The organism is Bradyrhizobium sp. GW821-FHT13H05 (genome assembly GCF_058804065.1).
In genome coordinates this window covers 67,139-88,400 of record NZ_JBXAPO010000019.1, presented here as the reverse complement: position 1 = coordinate 88,400, position 21,262 = coordinate 67,139, and the positions used below count along the sequence as shown (strand labels likewise).

Here is a 21,262-nt window from a genome sequence, read left to right as displayed (position 1 = left end):
CGCCTCCCGCTGGAGTGCACGCCCCTCACCTCGTCATTGCGAGCGTAGCGAAGCAATCCAGTGCTCTTTCCGCAGAGGGCAGTCTGGATTGCTTCGCTGCGCTCGCAATGACGGCGCCGATGCAGCCCTCTACTGCCGCGCCATCTGTGCATTGCCGACGGCATCGCCGTCGAGCTTCTGGTCGGTGTGCATGGTGACGGTGACGCGGAGCAGCCTGCCCCCGAATTCGAACGGCGCCTCGTAATGCGACACCGGGCTGCCGCGGTCGCGGCCGATGTCGAGGCCGGACCACGAGATCAGCGTGTGGAAGCCGAGCTGGGTCTGGAGCGCGCCCGCAGGTTCGCCGTCAATCAGCAGCGTGTATTCGGTGACGCCGGTGCGCGAGCCTTTTGCGGGCGGCTGCTTGCGCACGAGACGTTCGACATGCACGCCGAGCCGCCGTACGCCTGAAGGCACTTTGGAATCCGAGCGGACGATCTGGTGGCTGCCGCCGATGTTGAGGTCGTGCACGAGATGGCCATCCCTGACATAGAGGCTGTAGCCCGACGTCGCATCGCCATGCGAGATCAGCACGCCGTCAGCGCCCTGCTCACCGAATTCGACATGCGCCTCGATCGTGTAGCTGCGGCTGCGCACATCGGGCGCAACGTCGGTCGGCACGTGCCCCATACCGGCATGGAAGACGAAATGATGGCGCGCACCGTGGAAGCGCGCGGCGTTCTCCGCAAAGCGCGGTCCGAAGCGGTCGTCGAGCGGCAGCACATTGTGCTTCTCGGCTTCCGCCCACCACGTCGCGATCATCCGCGCGAGACGCTCCGGCTCCTTGGCCGCGAGGTCATTGGTCTCGGAGAAGTCTTCGTCGAGATGGAACAGCTCCCATTTGTCGTTCTCGAATGGCGTGCCCGATGGATGGAAGGCGACCGCTTTCCATCCCGCCTGCCAGAGGCCGCGATGGCCGAACATCTCGAAATATTGCGGCGAGCTCTTTGAGGGCGCGGATGCATCGATGATCGAGCGCGCAAAGCTCTCGCCTTCGAGCGGCATCTGCCGGCAGCCCGCGATCGTCGTGGGCGCCTCGATGCCGATCAGCTCCAGCAGCGTCGGTGTGAGATCGCTGGCGTGGACGAACTGGTGTCGCAACTCGCCTTTGCCTGCGATCTTCTTCGGCCAGTTGATGACGAAGGGATCGCGAATGCCGCCGCCATGGGTGTTCTGCTTGTAGCGCCGCAGCGGCGTATTCGACGCCATCGCCCAGCCATGGGGGAAATTGCTGTGCGTATCCGGCCCGCCGATGTCGTCGATACGGCTCAGCTTCTCCGCGATCGGCTCCGGCTTGAAGTTGAACGGCCCCATCGCATTGACGAAGCCGAGTGGCCCGCCCTCCTGGCTCGCACCATTGTCGGACATCACGATGATCACCGTGTTGTCGCGAATGCCGGCCGTGTCCAGAAATGCGACAAGCCGCGCAAGATGCCGATCGGAATGGTCGAGCATGCCGGCGAAGGCCGCCTGCAGGCGCGTAAAAACGCGCCGCTCGTCGGCGGAGTGCTCCTCCCAGGCCTTCACGCCGTCATTGCGCGGCGGCATCCGCGTTCCCTCAGGCACCAATCCCATCGCCTTCTGGCGCGACAGCCGTTGCTCCCGTTCAACGTCCCAGCCATGCGCGAAGGCCGCGTCGTAGCTGCGGATGATCTCCATCGGCGCCTGGTGCGGCGCGTGGCAGGCACCGAGCGCGACCCAGGTGAGCCACGGGATATCAGGACGATCGGCGACATGATCGCCGATGAAGCGGATCGACTGATCGATCAGGTCCTCGGTCAGATGATAGCCATCGGCATAGGTGCCCGGTGGATCGACATGCGTGTTGTCCGAGACGAGTTCTGGCGCGTATTGATCGGTCTCGGCATCGAGGAAACCGTAGAAGCGATCGAAGCCGCGGCCGAGCGGCCAGCCGTCGAACGGACCGGTGGCGCCGCTCTCGGTCAGCGGCGTAACGTGCCATTTACCGACCATGTAGTTGCGATAGCCGTGCACGCGCAGCATCTCGGCAAGCGTCCCCGCCTCGCGCGCGATCTTGCCGCGATAGCCGGGATAACCGGAGTCGAAATTGGCAAGGCACCCGACGCCGACCGAATGATGATTGCGTCCGGTGAGCAGCGCAGCCCGCGTCGTCGAGCACATCGCGGTCGTATGGAAACCGCTGTAGCGCAGGCCCTCCGCCGCGAGCCTGTTGATGGTCGGCGTCTTGATCGCCGAACCATAGCAGCCGAAATCGGAGAAGCCGACGTCGTCGAACAGCACGACCAGGATGTTCGGCGCGCCTTCGGGCGGCCTCGCTGCCTCCGGCCACCAGGGCTTTGACTCCGCAACCGTCTTGCCGACGCTGCCGCGGAACGGCGTGCCGCTGCCTGCGCTCATCTGCTCCTCCCTGTTTAGCCGGTAAAAGGGCCGCGGTTGACCCGCGGCTCGCCCCGATCTAAATTATAATCCGAATTATGATTATGATTTGGGGCAGATGCAAGCACGGATGCGGCCATCGTCGATAGAGCCCGGATCTCGCGATTTCGACCTGCCGGGCGTCGCCCCGTCGCGGCAGAAGCGCAGCCGCGAGACGACGCTGGCGCTGCTGCGCGCCGGCGCCGACATGCTGCGGACGCGCAGCCTTGCCGAGCTCTCGATCGAGGCGCTCTGCACTGAAGTCGGAGTTACGGTCGGTGCCTTCTACAGCCGCTTCGAGAGCAAGGAGGCCTATTTCAACGCACTGATGGCGCTGGCCGTGCGTGACGGCGAGCAGCGGCTGGGCGAAATCAGGCAGCCATCAGTCGAGACGAGCCTCGACAAGCTCTGCCATGTCATCGTCAGCGGCATCGTCGCCTGGATCCGCAACCACGAGGGTGTGCTGCGCGCCGCGCTTCAGCATGACGACACCCGTCCGGACAAATGGACCCCGTTCAAGGCGCTCGCGAAGGCGACCACGCTGCGTGCCACCCCTCTCCTGCTGCCGGCCATGGGCAAGGGCCGCAAGGCGGCAAAGACCCGCACCATCGCCTTCGGCTTCCAAATCGTGCTGGGCACGCTGGTGAACGCGATCCTCAACGATCCCGGCCCGCTACAGCTTCGGTCGAAGGAGATCGAGACGCGGCTGGCCGGGTGCCTGTTGCTGCTGCTTCAGGCCGAGATCAATCAGCTCCCGCCGAGATAGGCCTTCTGCACCTGAGGATCCTCGGCCAGCGCCGCCGCTGTGCCGGACAATACGCTCTTCCCGACCTGGAGCACGGTCGCAAAGTCCGAGACTTCCAGTGCAAGCTCGATCGACTGCTCGGCGAGCAGGATGGTCAGGCCCTCGCGATGCAGGCGGCCAAAAGTCTCGTACATGGATTCGACCACCGCCGGCGCAAGGCCGAGCGAGGGCTCGTCGAGCATCAGCAGCTTCGGATCGCTCATCAGCGCGCGGCCGACCGCAAGCATCTGCCGCTCGCCGCCGGACATGGTGCCGGCGCGCTGGTTGCGGCGCTCCTTCAGGCGCGGAAAGAACTCGTAGACGCGCTCGAGCAGCGTGGCCTGGCGCGACTTGTCGTGCAGCGGCGTGGCACCGAGCATCAGATTGTTCTCGACGCTCTGCTGCACGAATAGCCGCCAGCCTTCCGGCGACAGCGCCAGGCCCTTGCGCACGATCGCAAACGCCTTCTGGCCTGCGATCTCCTCGCCGCGGAAGCTGATCGATCCTGAATGCACGGGAATGAGCCCGGCAATCGCATTCAGCGTTGTGGTCTTGCCGCCGCCATTGGAGCCGAGCAGCGCGACGACGCTGCCTTCGGGCACCTCCAGCGAGACGTCGGAGACGCCGATGAGGTCGCCATAGCGCACTTCGAGGTGCTCGATCCGCAGCAGCGCCCCGCTCATAGGTCCGGCCCGCCCATCAATTCGACCGGCGTATGGCCGGCGGCCGCCTTGGCCGCGCGCTTGCCGAGATAGGCCTCGATCACGGCCGGATTGGACGTGACGTCGCGCGGCGAGCCGCGGGCGATCTCCTTGCCCTGGTGGAACACCATGACGCGGCTGGCGAGCGACATGATCACTTCCATGATGTGCTCGACGATGACGAGCGTGATGCCGGAGCGGTGGATGTCGCGGACGAGATCGATCGCGAGCCTCACCTCATGCGCGTTGAGGCCGGCCATGGCCTCGTCGAGCAGCAGCACCTTTGGCTCGGTCGCAAGCGCACGCGCAATCTCCAGCCGCTTGCGGCCGGGCGTGCCGAGCGAGCGGGCCGGTGCATCGGCAAGCCTGTTCATGCCGACCCGCTCCAGCACCGCGCGTGCTTTTGTCTCAGCCTCCTTGCGATGCGAGGTGCGCAGGAACGCCCCGATCATGACGTTCTCGAGCACCGTCATGCCCTCAAAGGTTTGTGGCACCTGGAAGGTGCGCGCGAGCCCGAGCCCGGCGCGCTGCTCCGGCGCGAAGTCGGTGATGTCGCTCCCCTCGAACAGCACGCGGCCGGAGGTGGCCTTGAGATCGCCGGTGAGGCAGTTGAAGAAGGTGGATTTTCCGGCTCCGTTCGGGCCGATCAGGCCGAGAATGTCGCCCTGCTCCAGCGTCACGGAGGCATCGTCCACCGCCTTGAAGCTGCCGAACGCCTTTGTGATCCCGCGGGCCTCAAGGAGCATGGCCGGCTCCCGCGTCCGTCTTCGACGTATCAATCTTGGCCTTGCTGCGGCGCGTGAACAGGCTGAGCAGGCCGCCGGGCTGGAAGCGCGCGATCAGCACGATGATCGCGCCATAGAGCACGAAGGTGAGGCCTGCGCCCCGGCCACCGAGCCAGCTGTTGGAGATCTCCTCCAGCGGCACCAGGATCGCGGCTCCCACCAGCGGTCCGAACAGCAGCCCTGCCCCGCCCAGCGCCGCCATGATCAGGATCTTCACCGAGATCAGGATGCCGAGGCCGGACTCGGGATCGACGAATCCGAACATCATCGCATAGAGCGCACCCGCAACGCTCGTCAGCGCCGCGCTCAGCATGTAAGCGTAGAGCTTTGTGCGTGCGGCCGGCGCGCCGAGCGAACGCGCGGCTCGCTCGGAATCCTTGATCGCGCGCAGGTAAAATCCCATCCGGCTGTTGGTCATCCACCAGGTGATCAGCAGCGTGATCGCGAGAACGGCGAGGAAGAGATAGTAATACGGCAGCGACGACAGGAACGAGAGATCGAAGATATTGCGCGGCACTGTCGGACCCGAGAGGCCGACGGCCGCCCCCAGCCACTCGGTGTTGGTGACGATCAGCCGCATCGTCTCGGCGACGGCGATGGTCGCCATGCTGAAGTAATGGCCTGACAGCCGCAGCGTCGGCACGCCGATGATCGCGGCGAGCCCCACCGCGACAACGATGCCGCCGGGGATACCGAACAACGGCGAGAGGCCGAATTTGGCGTAGGACCCCATTGCGGCATAGGCGCCGCAACCGAAGAACACGACGTGTCCCACCGACACCTGCCCGGCATAACCGCCGACGATATTCCAGGCGGACGCCGCAATCGCATAGAGCAGCACCAGCGCGCCCAGCCGCTGCTGGAACGGCGAGGACAGCAGCAGCGGATAGGCGATCGCAAAGGCTGCGACGACCGAGAGCCAGATCAGGCGCCGCATCACATCTTTCTCATCAGGTCTTGCCCATCAGGCCCTGTGGCCGGAACCAGAGGAAGAGCAGGAACAGGACATAGACGACGATGTCCTTGTAGATCGCGCCGATCAGATAGCCGGAGAGCGACTCGATGACACCGATCAGAAGGCCCGCAACCAGTGCACCGGGCACGCTGCCGAAGCCGCCGAGCGACACCGTCACGAAAGCGACGATGCCGAGCGTCTCGCCGACGGTCGGCACGATGTAGAAGAAGTTCGCGATCAGCGCGCCGGCAAGGCCGGTGGCACCGGCCGCGATCGCCCAGGCGATCGCCTGCATGGTGTCGGGCCGAATACCCATGAGCTGGGCCGCGGTCTGATCCTCCGCCACCGCCAGCATTTTCGAACCGAGCGAGGTGCGCGTCAGGAGCAGGTGCAGGCCGAGCGTTACCAGCAGTGCGACGACACCCGCGAGCAGCCGCGAGGCCTCGATGCGCAGGCCGGCGAACGCGTAAGTGCCGCCGACGATATCCTGCGGCATCGACAGGAAGTTGGCGCCGAACCACCAGAACACGGAATAGCGCAGCAGCAGCGCGAGCCCAAACGTGCCGAGGATCTGGGCCAGCATCGGCCCCTTCATGATGTCGCGGATCAGGGCGAAATAGACCACGACGCCGACGGTCGCGAGCACCAGCGTCGCCAGCGGGGCGCCGAGAAGCGGCCCTCCCCCCATCAGGGTGTAGACGACATAGGCGACGTACATGCCGAGCATGACGAAATCGCCATGCGCGAAATTGACGATGTTCATCATGCCCCACACCAGCGTGAGGCCCGAGGAAAACAGGGCGTAGACGGCGCCAAGCAGAAGCCCGCCGACGATCACCTGCACGAGAACAAAGGACATGAGCCGCGTTGCTCTGATCAAATCATTTTGGGAATGGCGGGGCGCGCGGCCCCGCCTTCAAATCTCACCAGCCCCTGTAGGGCAGCACGGGCGCCTTCTCGGCACTGGCCTTCGGCCATACCGCCGTGTAGTTCTCGCCATCCTGGAGCTGGATGATGAGGCCGGAGGCGAGGACGTTCTGGCCCTTGTCGTCGAACTTCACGCCCTTGTAGCCCATCATCAGCTGCTCGGGCTTCAGGTCGGTCGCCTTCAGCGCGGTCTGGATTTTTGCCGGGTCGGTCGAGCCGGCGCGATCGATGGCATCGGCGAGCACGAAGAAGCCCTGCATCTGGCGGCCGACGGTGTCATCCATCTCCTCGCCGCTCTTCTTCTTGTACATGTCGGCGATGATGGCCGACGGCGAGCCTGATGGCCCCACGGCCCAGGACGAGCGGTTGAAGGCGCCCTGCGAGATCTTGCCGACCGCCTTGATGAAGGACGGATCGGAATAGCCGGCATCGTCGGCGAGCAGGATCGACGGCTTGTAGTCGAGCGACTGCATCGTCTTGGCGAACAGGATCGCATCCGACGTGTAGCTGATCATGATAATCACGTCGGGCTTCTTGTCCTTGAGCTGGAGCACCTGGCCCTGCACGTCGGTCGCATTGACGGGATAGGCGACGTCGAGTGCGACCGGCTGGCCCTTGTCCTTGAAGGCGGTGCTGATCGTGTTGGCGACCGAAGTGCCGTATTCGGTGTTATCATGGACCAGCGCGATCGCATCGGTCCTGGCGCCGGCCGCCTTCATGTCGGCGAGGAAGTCGACATAGGCCTTGGCGAAATCTGTCGCGATCGGCGTGGTGCGGAAGAACCATTTGAAACCGCGCTCGGTGAGATTGGCGGCGACCGACTCCGAGTTCAGATAGGGAATGCCGTATTTCTCGGCGATCGCGCTCGAGGTCAGCGTGATGCCGGACTGGTAGGCGCCGAACACGGCCGCCACCTTGTCTTCCGTGATCAGCCGCAGCGCCTGGTTCTGCCCCGTCGCCGGGTTGCCCTGGTTGTCGGCGAACACCGCCTCGATCTTGGCGCCGCCGAGGCCAGCAAGACCCGCGTTCTTCGCCAGCGGAAGATTGCCGAGCTCGGGATGGGCGTTGTTGATGATGTCCATGGCGACTTCGATCGCCGCCTTGGCGTGTGCGCCGATCGAGGCGGTCCCGCCGGACATCGGCAGGATCACGCCGATCTTGACCACCTTGTCCTGGGCCTGCGCGCCGGCGGCGAGCGCAAGGGACATCGCGGCTGCGCAAAGCAGCCCGGTGACGTGCTTCAATGTCATAAAATCAGACCTCCCAAAGGGTTTCCCCAACCAAGGTTTTTTGGAAAGCTAGGGCAAGCCGCCCGCTTCCGTTTGATTATGCCTGGCGATGAGAGGATGGCATGCCAGCCGATTACCGGCAAGGTGAAACGGATTGCGACGATGCTGCATAAGGGAGCAGCGATGATGCGCGTTCAATCTGACGTCGATCAGCACAAGCGAAACAACTGTAGCGACAGAAAAGAAGCGTAGCCCGCATGGAGCAAAGCGGAATGCGGGACGGTGGACCCGGATTTCGCTTGCGCTCCATCCGGGCTACGGGCCTCCCCGCTCCACTTCGCTCAGCCGATGACGTCGCTCGCCCGCAGCAGCGTCGTGAAGCCGCCATAGATCATGCGCTTGCCGTCGAACGGCATGTCGGCGCCATGGAAGCGCTCGTCGGCCATCACCTTCTTGTTGACGGCATCGCGCGTCTCCCGGTCGCGGTAGACGATCCAGGAGAACACGACCACTTCGTCCTCCTTCGCGATCACCGCCCGCGGAAACGAGGTCAGCTCGCCATAGGGCACGTCGTCACCGATGCATTCGACATAATCGAGCGCGCCGTGCTCCATCCAGACATTACAGGCGGTTGTGGCCAGCGTCTTGTAGGCCTCGATCTTGTCCTTCGGCACGGCCAGCACGAAACCATCGACATAGGGCATCACGGATCTCCCGGGGTTGTGTCTCCCAAGGACGACGGGGCAGTCAGCGATCCGACGGCAGAGGCGTGATTTCAGATGAGGCAAACCGTCGCGAGCCGGCGGCGACGGTTTCGCGGCCGGAGCGGCTGCGGCAGGCAAATCATGAGCTTGGAGAAGCGCCGGGAATTGGCTGGGGAACCTGGATTCGAACCAAGACAAACAGAGTCAGAGTCTGTTGTGCTACCGTTACACCATTCCCCAACGGAATAGCCGAACAAATTCAATATCTTATTGATCTGTCCGGCTGTGGCCGGAAGCGCGTTTGGCGCAAATCACGGCTCAGGCGTGGCAGCGTTCTACCCGCTCGGACTTAGGCTGGCAAGCACTGCGGTGCAGAGGGTTGTTGACCGGGCGGGGACCCGGATGCACCTAATCCGGGGCGAGCGTCGCGAGGCCAGCTTCTATGATTGTGATCTCCTCGCTGACCTGCGCGATGGACTGCCGCGGGTCTATGCCGGTGACCGACACCAGCTGCCGCAGCAGATCCTGCCGATGCGCCAGAATATCGTGAAGCGCATCGCGATCGTTCAGCCGGACATATCCATCGACGATCAATTCAAGGGAACGGGACATCGTGCTCTCAAAACATGGGTCACTCTTCGGATACCCGGAATATAGCGATTGGGTCCCCTTGTGCGGACGATGTGGCGTCAACCTTGACCGGTAAGGCTAACGGCCAGGCGAATGCCGCGACACGCGCCGATCGAGCCCTTCCCCGACAATGCGGGCGTCTGACGTTCGCGCCGGGCTGGCACGTCGCACAACTGGGCGGCGGTACCGCGCGCCAACTCCCCGCACCGGCACCTTCAAAACCTCGCACTCGGCGTTGATCGATCCACGGCTCATGCGCGCATGGTCCAATTGACGGCGGGCAGCCGGCTACCGAATTTCCTTGTGTTGAACCCGCTTTCGATTTTTCCGCCGCTCGACCGCGTAGCGGCCCGGCGAAAATGCTTCGGGCTCATACAGCAAACTGACCGACGCGCGATATCCGTCCCAGTCCGCTTCCCTCATCCCGGTTTCCGTATCGCCAATGGGCACGATACCGTCCAGCTCCTCGCAGCGCATCGTCTCGTCCGAGAAGCAGCTTTCATGCACCGGCTTCACCTGAAACAACGGCCGGCTCTTGGAAATGAAAATCTCTCGGCCGGTCGCAATCAACTGCACGTTGATGAACAGAGGCCGACAATAGTTCGCCTCGACGATCGCTTCGTAGGGGACGTAGTCGCTGGAGCTGCGCAAATTGCATGTCGGGCCGACACTCAGCCCCCACCCCTTTGCGGTCGTGACCAGCAAGCCCGACCATATTTGCAAAATGCCCGGATGAAACAGCCCCGTGACCAACGGGGGCCAATTCTTCTTCATGTCGTGCGGCGCGAACTTGCCCCAATAATCGATGAACGTCGGATCGATATCGTTCACGATGTCATAGGGTACTGCGTCCAACGGGCACCACTCCCCGTTCCTGGCCAGCAGGATCTGGGTGCCATCCCATAGCGCCCGGATATCGCAGGGAGGAAAGATGTACCAGCCAAAGGAGGACGCCGTCCGAATTGCTTCACAATACTGGAATGCGGCTGTGGGAAGCGTTCCCAGCGCAGAAGCGTCCGCGCGAAGTGGCCCGGGTGAACTCAGCAGGGCCTTGCGAAAGACCACGACAGGGCTTCTGGTCGGCGCTTCGGTTTCCATCTTTTCGCTCTCGCTCACGAGCGGCGACGCAGCCCGGCTACGACATGTCTCAATGAACCCAGGCTGCGTCCCACTGCGCTCCTGGACTCTACTTGGCCGACACACTCGATGTCGGTTTCTGCTGGTCCTTTGTCGTGCCCTTCTTCAGGTGCTTGGCGATCTTGGCAGGCATATTTCCGCCGTAGCCCATGCCGACCGTAGCTCTCATCGGATTTGAGGGCTTCCGTTCAGAACGTTTTCCCATTGAGTGCTCCTGTCTGAGAACGTCGCCCCGAAAGTGGCGACTTGGGAGTTATAGGATCAGCTCAGGGAGACGTCAATTTAAGGTTGCGTTACTAGGTGCAACATTTACATTCACCCGCCATGGTTGCGTGGCGCCAACGGGGCCGCGCGACTGCACCCGCCGAGGCGCAATCCGCGCTGGTCCACTTCGAAGGTCGGCAGCGCAGCCGATCTGGCCGCCTACTCCAGCTTGATGTTTGCGGCCTCGATCACCTTCTTCCATCGCTCGGTCTCGGAGACGATGTAGGCCTTGAACGGCTCGGAATCCACGGCGACCGCGGCGGCGCCGAGCTCGGCCATCTTCTGCACCGTCTCCGGCTGCTGCATGAAGGCACGGATCTCGGCGGAGAGCTTTTCGACGATCGGCTTCGGTGTCGCGGCGGGAACGAAGAAGCCGTGCCAGGCCACGGCCTCGAAGCCCGGCAGGAATTCGGCCACAGCCGGGACTTCCGGATCGAAGGCCGCACGCTTTGGCGTTGCTGTCGCCAGCATCGCGAGCTGGCCGGTCTTCACCTGCGGCAGCAGCAGCGGCACGTTGTCGAAGGCGAGATCGATCTGGCCGCTGAGCAGGTCCGTCAGCATCTGGCTCGAGCCCTTGTAGGGCACGTGCACCATCTTGGTCCCGGTCATCTGCTGAAACAGCTCGCCGGCCAAATGTTGCGAGGTCCCGACGCCGGCCGAGCCGAACGAGACCTTGTCCGGGTTTGCCTTCAGATAGGCGATCAACTCCGGCACGGTACGCGCCTTGATCTTGGTGGGGCTCACGACCAAAACATTGGGCACGACGCTGATCTGAGCGACCGGCGCCAGATCCTTGTCCGGCTGGTAGCTGAGCTTCGGACCGTAGAGCGACGGGTTGATCGCGAGCGCGGAGGTGCTGGCAAGGCCGAGCGTGATGCCATCCGGCGCCGACTTCGCCAGCCGCGTTACGCCGAGGATCGAGCCGGCGCCGCCGACATTCTCCACCACGAAGGGCTTGCCGAGCTTCATCTGCAAATGGTTCGAGACCATGCGCGCAAAGATGTCGGCGGTGCCGCCGGCAGCGAAGGGAACGATCACCGTCACCTGCTTGGACGGATAGCCGTCCTGCGCCTTCGCCGGCGACATCGCCAGCAGCACCATTGAGGCAAGACCAAGCCACATCGATCTCATCGAAGTTTCCTCTGTTTTCACTGTGTTGTTGATTGGCTGCCGCGCCACGGGCGCGTTAGAATGCGACCTCATACATCCCGAGGATCGCGTCCCGGCTCAAATCGCACGGATTGTTGTCGAGCAGGCGGCGAATGGCATGCGCTTCGTCAGCCATCACGCCGAGATCGTTCTTGGGCACGCCGAGCGTGGACAGTCGCATCTCGACGCCGAGATTCTTGCAGAACCCGTAAGTCGCGTCGAACGCAAGCTTCGGATCGCTGCGCACCGACAGTCCAAGCGCATCCAGCACCGCGAGAGTCTTCGCCTCCACTGCCGGCATGTTGAAGGCCAGCGTATGCGGGAAGATCACCGCGCAGGCGAGCCCGTGCGCGATATGATGGCGCGTGCCGAGCGGATAGGCCACGGCGTGGCCGGCGGTGGTGTTCACAGGTCCAAGGCAATAGCCGCCATAGAGCGAAGCCAGGGAAAGGCCGGCGCGCGCCTCGCGGTCATCGCCATCCGCCACCGCGCGCTTGAGATAGCGTCCGACCAGCCGCGCGCCCTCGAGCGCGTAGAGGTCGATCGTCGGATGCGCCTTGCGACTGGTATAGGCCTCGACGCAATGCGCCAGTGCATCGACGCCGGTGGCCGCAGTCACCTCCTTCGGCACCGTCATCGTCAGGTCGGGGTCGACAATGGCGATATCGGCCAGCATGAAGCGGCTCTGCACCGCCTGCTTGTTCTGGCTGACGGGATCGGTGACGAGCGCGCGGGTGCCGGCCTCGCTGCCGGTACCCGACGTGGTCGGGATCTGCATCAACGCCACGCTACGGCCGGCGACCTTCTCCGGACCGACGATGTCGGCAAAGGGCACGTCGCTCGTACACATCACCGCGACTAGCTTGGCGAGATCCATCGCGCTGCCGCCGCCGAAGCCGACCACGAGGTCGGGCTTGACCTGTTTCGCCATCGCCACCGCCTTTTCGAGATTGGGCAGGTCCGGCTCAGGCTTGACGTCGCCAAACACTTTTACCGCCCCCGGCAGCGCCAGCGTGTCGACGCGGCGCGCGTTGAACGCATCGGAGATCACCAGCGGCCGCTTGGCGCCGATCCGCTCGGCGAAGCGCGCCGCAGCACTGATCGTGCCGTTGCCGAATTCCAGGATGGTGGGACGTTGGATTTCGATGGGCGTGAAGGCGTTGGTCATCGTGCGATCGATCTCATGATTTGGACACGGAGGCGCCGGCGGCCAGCCGCTCGGCATAATCGATGGCCTCGATCAGGCTGTGCTCGTTGGCGATGCCCTTGCCGGCGATGTCGAAGGCGGTGCCGTGGTCGACCGAGGTGCGGATAATCGGCAGGCCCAGCGTGATGTTGACGCCCGAGAGCTCCTGCCAGCGGCCGGTCGCGGGATCGACCTGGAAGCCGAGCAGCTTGACGGGGATGTGCCCCTGGTCGTGATACATCGCGACCGCGGCATCGTATTGGCCGGCACGCAGCTTGACGAAGATGGTGTCGCCCGGCACGGGGCCGACGACGTCGAGGCCGTCGGCGACTGCTTTCGCGATCGTCGGCGCGGACACGTCGATATCCTGCCGGCCGAACAGACCGCCCTCGCCCGCATGCGGATTCAGCGCCGCGATCGCAATCTTCGGCTTGGCGATACCAAGCCGCAGCAAGGCGTCGTTGGTGAGGTCGATCACCATGCGCAGCCGCTCCGGCGTCAGACGCTTCGGCACATCCTCCAGCGCGACATGGGTCGAGACATGGCTGACGCGCATGTTGCCGTGGGCGAGCAGCATCACTGAGCCGCGCACGCCGGTGAGATGCGCCAGCATCTCGGTATGGCCAGGGAAATGATAGCCGGCCTTGTTGAGCGCTTCCTTGTTGAGCGGTGCGGTGACGATCGCCCCGGTCCGGCCCGCCTGCGTCAGGCGCACACCCTGCTCGATCGCCTTGTAGGCGAAGCGCCCGCCATCGGCACTCAGCACGCCTGGCTTGATGGGATCGCCTTCGGCGTCGGCCTGCAGGTAACACAGATTGGGCCATTCGCGATCGTCGGCCGCGACCTCCGGGATCGCGACGTCGGTGCCGAGCGCGGCCTTGGCGCCCTTCAGCGCTGCGCCGCTGCCGATGATCAACAGGCGCAGGTCGCCGCTCGCGATCCGGTCCCTCAGCCCGACACAGGCCTTGACGATGATCTCGGGCCCGATCCCGGCGGGATCGCCCATGGTGATGGCAAGGTGACGAGAGGTCATATCGGACTCTCCATTCTGAGCAGATGATTGTCCCGGAGCAGGTCGCGCCACAGCTCGCTGGGACCGAACGCGCCGGATTTCGAGATGACATCGACGCCGGTCCAGCGCCCGCCTTGCAGGATCGAGCGCGGCAATCCCGGCACGATGCGCCCTGTCACCTCAAGGGCATGTGCGTCAAGGGCAACACATGCAGCTTTCAAGGTTTCGCCGCCGGCGACGATCAACGTGCCGGGCGGGTCGAGCGCGGCAATCAGCGCGGTCATTTCGCGTGCGATCCGCCGCGCCGCCTCCGCGCGTGACAGCCCCTCGGCGAGGGAGAATTTGACCAGTGCCACACCATCATCTGCCAACTTGCGCTGGACGCGTGCCGCGCCCTCACCCTCCGCAAGCGCGATCGTCGCCTCGCCGCACGCGGCGAGCTGCGACGCGGTGGCGGGCTGGTCGGAGCCGAATAGCCCCAGCACCGGCAGCTTCAACTGGCCAGGCGCATCGGCGCGGTGGCTACGGGCGAGCGCGCCGGCCAATCCGCCGCTTCCGCACCACAGCACCGGCCCCGGCATGCGCTGTCCCATCTCGACAACGCGATCGAGATCAATGTCACTTTCGGCATCAAACACCTGAACGCCGCCTTGCGACAGCGTCTCCGCATGCCCTTGCCGCGCCTCGATGCCGTCCTGTCTCAATTGATCCAGCAAATTGTCGCCAACGCGATGCCATTCGCCTTGCACCGTGCGCGCGAATTGCTGGCCACCTACGGTGCGACGTCCCTGATAATCGAAGGCGGGCGCGACCACGCAGGAGGCCCACTGGTGGCCACGCAGGCAGGCGCCGAGCTCGGCCGCCCAGGCACCACGCAGGAGGCTATCGACCTTCTTGTAGGCGATCGTCGCCCCCTGGAGCTGCGGCGCCAGCCGTCCGACGATCTCGACGCTCTCGGTCTTCGACCGTTCGCGGGTGCCGCTGTCGATCGCAAGGCTCCGGGAGCCCGGTGTCGCCGACGCTTCCGGCCAGGTGACGTCGAACGGTCCGCACAGGCCGACGAACTCCGCTGCGGTGTCGAGCGCACCGGTGAGATCGTCGGCAAGCAGGCGGACGCTCGTCATCGTCATGCCGCTCCCGTGCTGAATATCTTGCCCGGATTCATCAAGCCGTGCGGATCCAGCAATCGCTTGATGTCGCGCATCAGCTCGATGTCGAGGGGATCGGCAACGCGGGCGAGCCGGCCGCGATTGGTGACGCCGATGCCGTGCTCGGCACTGATGGCCCCGCCCTGCGCAGCGGTCTCGTCATCGACGATCTCATTGATCTCGGCCACCAACCTGGCGGTCGCATCCGGGTCCTGGCAATGCACGCGATCGATCAGCGCCACGACATGGATGTTGCCGTCGCCGATATGGCCGTGCATCACGACGTTCGCATGCGGCACGGCGGCCTTGATCCGGGCTTCGACATTGTCAACGAACGCCGCCTGGCGCTCCAGCGGCACCACGCTGTCATGCGACACGACGTAACCGCTGCGCTTGTTGCCTTCGGATACGCTGTGCCTGACGGACCAGATCGCCTTCGCCTGCGCCAGGTTGGAGGCTAATATCGCGTCGTCCGCGAGCCCGGCTTCCATGGCATCCGCAAGCACCGCAGCCAGCGGCTCGTTCAGGTCGACGCCTGGAAGCGTGTCGGTCAGCTCAACGATCAGATACCACGGTGTCGTCAGTTCGAAGGGAATGGCGACATGCGGCACTGTCGCGGCAATCGCCTCGATCTGCGAGCGCGACATGATCTCGAGGCTGCCGAGCCGATCACCGACCGCGCCGCGCAGGCGCGCCATGATCTCGAGCGCCTGCTCGACGCCCTGCAGCTTCAACAACGCCAAGGCCGAGCTGCGCGGCGGCGCGAATAGTTTCAGCACCGCCGCGGTGACGATGCCGAGTGTGCCCTCCGCGCCGATGAACAGCTGCTTGAGCGCGTAACCCGTGTTGTCCTTGCGCAGCGCGCGCAGGCCGTTGAAGATTCGCCCGTCAGGCAGTACGACCTCCAGCCCGAGCACGAGATCGCGCGTCGGCCCATAGCGCAGCACGGCAGTGCCGCCCGCATTGGTCGAGATGTTGCCGCCGATCTGGCAGGAGCCCTCGGCCCCTAAGCTCAGGGGGAAATAGCGGTCGGCGTCTTTCGCCGCGTTCTGCACCTCGGCGAGGATGCAGCCGGCTTCGACCGTGATCGTGTTGGCAAGCGGGCTGACGTCGCGAATGGCCCTCATGCGGTCGAGCCGGATCACGACATTGCCGGTATGGTCGTCAGGTGTTGCAGCGCCGCACATGCCGGTGTTGCCACCCTGCGGCACGATCGCGAGCCGCCTTGCCACGCAGAACTTGACGATTGCGGCGACCTCCGCGGTCGAGCCGGGCTTCACCACCGCAACGGCGCGGCCGTGATAACGCCCGCGCCAGTCCACAACATAAGGCTCCTGGTCAGGCCCGGACGCGATGACGTGCTTGTCGCCGACGATCGCGGCAAGCCCGGTCAATGCATCCTGGAAAGAATAGGACATCGGATCGCCTCGCCGTCCGTACCAGCTTTAGGCGGAGGCTGCGAACGCCGCAGCATTCGCGAGCAGCTCTTTCAGCTGGTCGGGCTGCAATGACTCCAGCGGCGGCCGCAGACGCTGCCATCCGGCATGCCTGGTGCGCTCGGCGACCAGCGCCTTCAGGGAGGCCATCTGCGGAAATTTCGAGACCAGCTCGCGCGCCTTGACGATGCGCGCCTGCGCCGCCCCAAGCGCCGGGTCGTCGTCGCTATCCCGGAAGTGCTTGTAGACGTACGCAAGGCTGCGCGCGACGATATTGGAGGTCGCTGTGATGCAACCCGCGCCGCCCTTGCGCAGCAGCGGCAGCATCAACGGATCGGCACCGCCCAGGACGGCGAAGCCAGGGAAGCGCTCCACCATCGCAGTCATGTTGGCGAAGTCGCCGGACGAATCCTTGATGCCGGTGAACGTCGCCGGATAGGTCTTGCGCAGCCGCTCGATCAGCACATGCGAGATCGGCTGCGCCGACATCTGCGGGTAGTGATAGAGGACGGCTTTCAGGCGGGCATCGCCGATCCGCTGCACCACCTCGCTGTAGGAGGCATAGATGCCGTCGTCGGTGACGTTCTTGTAGTAGAACGGCGGCAGCATCACCACGGTGTCGACGCCGACCGAGAGCGCGTGACGCGTCAGCGCAATGGTCTCGGTCAGCGCGGCAACGCCGGTGCCGGGCAGCAGCCGCTGCGGCGCAATGCCGGCAGCGACCACGGCTTCGAGCAGCGCCATGCGTTCGGCGGCCGAGAAGGAGTTCGCCTCACCCGTGGTGCCGAGCAGCGCGATGCCGTCGCAGCCTTCGTCCAGGAGGTAGCGGCAATGCTCGACAAAACGCGCGTGATCGGGCGCGAGCTCGGCATCGAGCGGCGTCAACGCCGCGGAGAACACGCCATAAGGGTGCAGCGATGATGTGGACAAAACTTCCTCCGATCGTCAAAATGATATTGTTCGGAATGCGAACATTTGTTATGATCTGACCTGTTGGTAAGATCAGGCTGCCGCGGCGTCAAGGGCAGCTTCATGGCGGGGCATTCGAGCATGGCTAGGGCTGAGAGCAAGGCCGAAAAGAAGGCCGCCAAGCGCACGGCGGAAACGACGCCGAAAACTCCCAAGAATAACCCGAAGAATTACGTCGCTTCGGTCGGCAAGGCGTTCGCCGTGCTCAAAAGTTTCAGCAGCGAGGCCTTCGAGCTCACCTTGAGTGAAGTTGCCGCACGTGCTGATCTCGATCGCGGAACTGCGTTCCGGCTGATCCAGACCCTGGTCGAGCTGGGTTATCTCCAGGCCGTTCCCCAGAGCCGCCGGTTCCGCCTCGGCCTCGCCTGTCTCGACCTTGGCTACACCGTGCTGTCACATGGATCGCTGCGGCCGATCGTCGAGCCGCTGCTGCGCGGCCTCGTGCCCGATGTCGGCGATGCCGCCTCGCTCGGCATCCTCGACGGCGGCGACGTGATCTATCTCGCGCGCATCAGCGCCGGCCTCGACCGCTACAAGATGGATCGCCGGCCGGGCACGCGCATTCCCGCCTACAGCGCCGCACTCGGCCATGTCATGCTGGCGCATCTGGCGCGGGACGAGCAGATCTCACGATTGGAGGCGCGGCCCCGCGTCAAACTGTCGGAGCGGACGCTGACCGATCTCGACGCCCTGCTCGCCCGGCTCGATCAGGTGAAGAAGAAAGGTCATGCCGTCTCCGACGGCGAGAACGCCTATGGCCTGCGCACGCTGGCAACCCCGGTCTTCGACGGCCAGGGTCTTGTGATCGGGGGATTGAGCGTCACCGTCGATGCGACGCGGATGGACATGACCGCCTTTCGCGACCAGGCGCTGCCGCGGCTGATGCAGGTGACGAGCCAGGTGCAGGACCTCGCGATCAAGTCGGGATTGTCGAGCTGAGGGCGTTCTTGGCTGACTGGGCTGGCGTGAGAGCTCGATCGAACTATATCTCGTTGGTTCGCCCTCCCACTCCCGACCTTCTCTTGAGAAAAGCCGTGCTCACATTTCTGCTGTTGGTGTTCGTGCCGATCGGCGTGTCGGCCGCGCGGTATTACTGGCTTGGAGATGGTCGCGGCAATTGGCAGACGGCCGACCGTTCCAGCGCAGGTCTGTTGCCTCCGGCCTCGTCCCATCCCGATGCCCTGATCCGGATCTACGCGGCGCGAACGGTGCGGTGGCGAAGCATCTTCGCGGTCCACACATGGATCGTCATCAAGGAAAAGGACGCAACCAGCTACAGCCGATACGACTACACGGCGTGGGGCGAGCCGATCCGGAGCAACGGATTCGCTCCCGATGGACGATGGTTCGGCGCCCTGCCGGAAACCGTCGTGGCGGTCGACGGGCCACAGGCCGAGCTCTTCATTCCCAGGATTCGATCTGTCATCGAGACCTACAAGTTTCAGGCCTATGGTGATTACAGCGCCTGGCCGGGGCCGAATTCGAACACCTTCGTTCAAGCCGCCTTGAATGCCGTGCCCGAACTTGGCGCGGTTCTGCCGCCGACCGCCATCGGCAAGGACTATCCCTATTCCGGGCAATGGATCGGGCTGACCGCCTCTCGCACCGGCTTCTACGCCTCGCTCTCCGGCTATCTCGGCCTCACTCTCGGCTGGGTCGAAGGTCTTGAGATCAACTTCTTCGGTGCCGTGCTTGGCCTCGACATCAGACGTCCCGCCGTCAAGCTGCCCGGCATCGGCCGCCTGGGTGTTGCGATCGGCCTGTAAGGCTCGTCACGATCACTAGACAACGATGTGATCGAAATCAGCGGCGATCCGTGTGTTCGGAAAGACCTTCATCGCCTCGGCGAGAATCTCTTCGTCCTCGTAGCGTCCCGACATATGGGTCAGCACGAGCTGCCCGACGTTGTTCGCCGCCGCGAACGAAGCCGCCTCCGCCGCGGTGAGATGGCCGTAATTCCGCGCGGTTGGCGCGTCGCGATCGAGGAACGTCGCCTCGATCACCAGCAGGTCGGCGTCAGCGACATATTGCGACAGTCCCTCAGTGGTCTCGGTGTCGCCGATCACGACGAGCTTTTTGCCGCCGCCCGGCGGCCCCAGCACGTCCTCCGGATCGATCCGTCGGTCGGCGATGACAACCGGTCGTCCCTGCGCCAACTCGCCGCGCAAGGGACCGTCGGGAACACCGAGCGCGGCAAGGCGATCGGACCGAAGGTGGCGGCGCGCGGGACTCTTGAAGGCGAAACCAAAACTGCCGGTGTCGCGGTGGCGCACCGGAAAGCAGTCGATGGTGAAGTCGCCGGCGTCAATGACCTGGCCTTCAGTCAGCGCCACAAACTCCACCGGGATCGGCGCCCTGCCCGCGCCCCACAGGCCCGCCAGCATCCGGATGACGAAGTCGAGCGTGCCTTCGCTGCCATGAACGGTCATCACATCGGAGGTCTGCCGCAAGCCCAGCGTCGAGAACAGGCCGGGGATGCCGAGCACGTGATCGAGATGCGCGTGCGTCAGCAGGATGCGATCAAGCCGCCGAAAGCCCGCGCCGCTGCGCAGCAACTGCCGCTGCGTGCCCTCGCCGCAATCGACGAGGATACGCTGGCCGGCCCCCTCCACGAGGAGTGCCGGGTGGTTGCGTTCCGCGGAGGGAACGCTGGCCGAGGTCCCGAGAAATGTCAGGGCGAACATGGTCATCACTTGTCGAGAGGTTGGGCAGCTGCTTCGCCCTGACTTGCCTGAGACCTTACGGTTTCACAACGATCTTGCCGAAGTGTGAGCCAGTCCGGAGATAGGCGAACGCCTCGGGGGCCTCGTCGAAGCCGTATACCCGATCGACGATCGGGTGGATCGCCTTGTCGGTCAAGAATCGATTCATCGCGGCAAAATGTTCGGCTGATCCGACAGTGACACCGATGATGTCGGCGTTCTCCCACTGAAGGCGCGCGAGATCGGGCTTCGGGCCGAACCCGGTCAAAACACCGATCTGGACGATCTTGCCGCCCGAAGCGACCGATCGCAGCGATCGGTCATAGGTGCCGGGACCGCCGAGCTCGAGGACATGAGTGGCACCTTCGCCGTCCGTCGCCTTCATCACGGCGACATCCCAGTCGGGCGTGTCGCGGTAGTTGATGAGGATCGAGGCGCCCATCGCCTTGGCGCGGGCGAGCTTCTCATCCGACGAGGATATCACAATTGCACGCGCGCCCAGTGCCGCGGCGAACTGGAGGCCGAACAGCGCGACGCCACCTGTTCCCTGGACCAGCAGCGTGTCGCCTTTGCCCATCCCGCCCCGCGCGATGAGGCCGTGCCAGGCCGTGACGCCTGCGCAGGGCAAGGTCGCGGCCTCGACCACGGACAGATGCGCCGGCACCGAGACGAGCGCGGTTGCCCGCAACACGACGTATTCTGCCAGCATTCCGTCCATCGTGTTGCCACCGAGGGCCGACGGAACATAGCTGGTCCTGAACGGCCCGGAGACCCAATCGCGAAAGAACGACACAGCGACGCGGTCTCCAACCTGCCATTGCAGAACGCCGGCGCCGATCGCGTCAACGACGCCCGCGCCGTCGGAGAGCGGCACGCGGCCGTTGAGCGCGCCTTGGCCGACGCGGTCGAGGATCAAAAGATCGCGATAATTCAGACTTGCTGCTTCGACCCGGATGCGAACCTCACCCCTCGCGGGTTCGGGTTTACTGACATCGACCCGCACAAGGCCGCCAGCACCGGGCTGGTTGTTCAATTGGTAGGCTTTCATTGTTGCTCCTCCCGCAGGGGTGTTCACAGGGACGAGCAGAGTCTGTAAGGTCTAACAGCA

General features: G+C 64.4%; 20 protein-coding genes and 1 tRNA gene. 3 read left to right on the top strand and 18 right to left on the bottom strand.

Features of this window, described 5'->3' with window-relative positions; genetic code table 11:
* Positions 1-129: 129 nt before the first annotated feature.
* Positions 130-2,418 (bottom strand): arylsulfatase, encoded by a 2,289-nt coding sequence (locus AC1RR3_RS34890; RefSeq protein WP_492829215.1) that lies wholly within the window; start codon positions 2,416-2,418, stop codon positions 130-132.
* A 97-nt stretch (positions 2,419-2,515) separates the two neighbouring features.
* On the opposite strand from AC1RR3_RS34890, the gene AC1RR3_RS34885 reads away from it, so the two are divergent.
* Positions 2,516-3,202, top strand: a complete 687-nt coding sequence (locus AC1RR3_RS34885; RefSeq protein WP_492829213.1) for a TetR/AcrR family transcriptional regulator — start codon at positions 2,516-2,518, stop codon at positions 3,200-3,202.
* Here the strand turns inward: AC1RR3_RS34885 and AC1RR3_RS34880 are convergent.
* From AC1RR3_RS34880 to AC1RR3_RS34810, 15 genes are all read right to left on the bottom strand, one after another.
* Positions 3,184-3,903: an ABC transporter ATP-binding protein gene (locus AC1RR3_RS34880; RefSeq protein WP_492829212.1), complete on the bottom strand. Its 720-nt coding sequence runs from the start codon at positions 3,901-3,903 to the stop codon at positions 3,184-3,186. The two genes, AC1RR3_RS34885 and AC1RR3_RS34880, sit on opposite strands and share 19 nt — an antisense overlap.
* Positions 3,900-4,667, bottom strand: a complete 768-nt coding sequence (locus AC1RR3_RS34875; RefSeq protein WP_492829211.1) for an ABC transporter ATP-binding protein — start codon at positions 4,665-4,667, stop codon at positions 3,900-3,902. The genes AC1RR3_RS34880 and AC1RR3_RS34875 overlap by 4 nt, the downstream gene beginning before the upstream one ends.
* Positions 4,657-5,643, bottom strand: a complete 987-nt coding sequence (locus AC1RR3_RS34870) for a branched-chain amino acid ABC transporter permease (protein ID WP_492829209.1) — start codon at positions 5,641-5,643, stop codon at positions 4,657-4,659. Before AC1RR3_RS34870 ends, AC1RR3_RS34875 begins: the two co-directional genes overlap by 11 nt.
* A gap of 13 nt (positions 5,644-5,656) precedes the next feature.
* The gene (locus tag AC1RR3_RS34865; RefSeq protein WP_492829207.1) at positions 5,657-6,520 is read right to left on the bottom strand and encodes a branched-chain amino acid ABC transporter permease; all 864 of its coding nucleotides are present in this window, start codon (positions 6,518-6,520) and stop codon (positions 5,657-5,659) included.
* A gap of 64 nt (positions 6,521-6,584) precedes the next feature.
* The gene (locus AC1RR3_RS34860) at positions 6,585-7,838 is read right to left on the bottom strand and encodes an ABC transporter substrate-binding protein (RefSeq protein ID WP_492829205.1); all 1,254 of its coding nucleotides are present in this window, start codon (positions 7,836-7,838) and stop codon (positions 6,585-6,587) included.
* Between the two features lie 320 nt (positions 7,839-8,158).
* Positions 8,159-8,521: a DUF1428 domain-containing protein gene (locus AC1RR3_RS34855; RefSeq protein ID WP_492829203.1), complete on the bottom strand. Its 363-nt coding sequence runs from the start codon at positions 8,519-8,521 to the stop codon at positions 8,159-8,161.
* 166 nt (positions 8,522-8,687) lie between these two features.
* Positions 8,688-8,761: transfer RNA gene (locus AC1RR3_RS34850), tRNA-Gln, on the bottom strand.
* 168 nt (positions 8,762-8,929) lie between these two features.
* On the bottom strand, positions 8,930-9,133 hold the full coding sequence (locus AC1RR3_RS34845; protein WP_492829201.1) for a hypothetical protein: 204 nt from the start codon (positions 9,131-9,133) through the stop codon (positions 8,930-8,932).
* 306 nt (positions 9,134-9,439) lie between these two features.
* Positions 9,440-10,249: a hypothetical protein gene (locus tag AC1RR3_RS34840; RefSeq protein ID WP_492829200.1), complete on the bottom strand. Its 810-nt coding sequence runs from the start codon at positions 10,247-10,249 to the stop codon at positions 9,440-9,442.
* Between the two features lie 462 nt (positions 10,250-10,711).
* Complete coding sequence (locus AC1RR3_RS34835; protein WP_492829198.1) at positions 10,712-11,683, bottom strand: Bug family tripartite tricarboxylate transporter substrate binding protein; 972 nt, start codon at positions 11,681-11,683, stop codon at positions 10,712-10,714.
* Between the two features lie 55 nt (positions 11,684-11,738).
* A complete protein-coding gene (locus tag AC1RR3_RS34830; RefSeq protein ID WP_492829196.1) occupies positions 11,739-12,869 on the bottom strand; it encodes an iron-containing alcohol dehydrogenase in 1,131 nt (376 codons plus the stop codon).
* A gap of 13 nt (positions 12,870-12,882) precedes the next feature.
* A complete protein-coding gene (gene pdxA / locus AC1RR3_RS34825) occupies positions 12,883-13,920 on the bottom strand; it encodes a 4-hydroxythreonine-4-phosphate dehydrogenase PdxA (protein ID WP_492829195.1) in 1,038 nt (345 codons plus the stop codon).
* Positions 13,917-15,023, bottom strand: a complete 1,107-nt coding sequence (locus tag AC1RR3_RS34820) for a four-carbon acid sugar kinase family protein (protein WP_492829343.1) — start codon at positions 15,021-15,023, stop codon at positions 13,917-13,919. The genes pdxA and AC1RR3_RS34820 overlap by 4 nt, the downstream gene beginning before the upstream one ends.
* Positions 15,024-15,025: 2 nt before the next feature.
* Positions 15,026-16,465: an FAD-binding oxidoreductase gene (locus AC1RR3_RS34815; protein ID WP_492829193.1), complete on the bottom strand. Its 1,440-nt coding sequence runs from the start codon at positions 16,463-16,465 to the stop codon at positions 15,026-15,028.
* A gap of 27 nt (positions 16,466-16,492) precedes the next feature.
* Positions 16,493-17,413 (bottom strand): dihydrodipicolinate synthase family protein, encoded by a 921-nt coding sequence (locus AC1RR3_RS34810; protein WP_492829191.1) that lies wholly within the window; start codon positions 17,411-17,413, stop codon positions 16,493-16,495.
* 120 nt (positions 17,414-17,533) lie between these two features.
* Between AC1RR3_RS34810 and AC1RR3_RS34805 the strand changes: the two genes are divergently transcribed.
* Together AC1RR3_RS34805 and AC1RR3_RS34800 are read left to right on the top strand one after the other, a co-directional pair.
* Positions 17,534-18,391: an IclR family transcriptional regulator gene (locus tag AC1RR3_RS34805; RefSeq protein WP_492829190.1), complete on the top strand. Its 858-nt coding sequence runs from the start codon at positions 17,534-17,536 to the stop codon at positions 18,389-18,391.
* Between the two features lie 95 nt (positions 18,392-18,486).
* Positions 18,487-19,218 carry a DUF3750 domain-containing protein gene (locus tag AC1RR3_RS34800; RefSeq protein ID WP_492829188.1) on the top strand — a complete coding sequence of 244 codons (732 nt, stop codon included), beginning with the start codon at positions 18,487-18,489 and terminating at the stop codon, positions 19,216-19,218.
* 15 nt (positions 19,219-19,233) lie between these two features.
* Here the strand turns inward: AC1RR3_RS34800 and rnz are convergent, their stop codons facing one another.
* Together rnz and AC1RR3_RS34790 are read right to left on the bottom strand one after the other, a co-directional pair.
* The gene (rnz, locus tag AC1RR3_RS34795) at positions 19,234-20,136 is read right to left on the bottom strand and encodes a ribonuclease Z (RefSeq protein ID WP_492829341.1); all 903 of its coding nucleotides are present in this window, start codon (positions 20,134-20,136) and stop codon (positions 19,234-19,236) included.
* A 55-nt stretch (positions 20,137-20,191) separates the two neighbouring features.
* Positions 20,192-21,202, bottom strand: a complete 1,011-nt coding sequence (locus tag AC1RR3_RS34790; protein WP_492829186.1) for a zinc-dependent alcohol dehydrogenase family protein — start codon at positions 21,200-21,202, stop codon at positions 20,192-20,194.
* Positions 21,203-21,262: the final 60 nt, after the last annotated feature.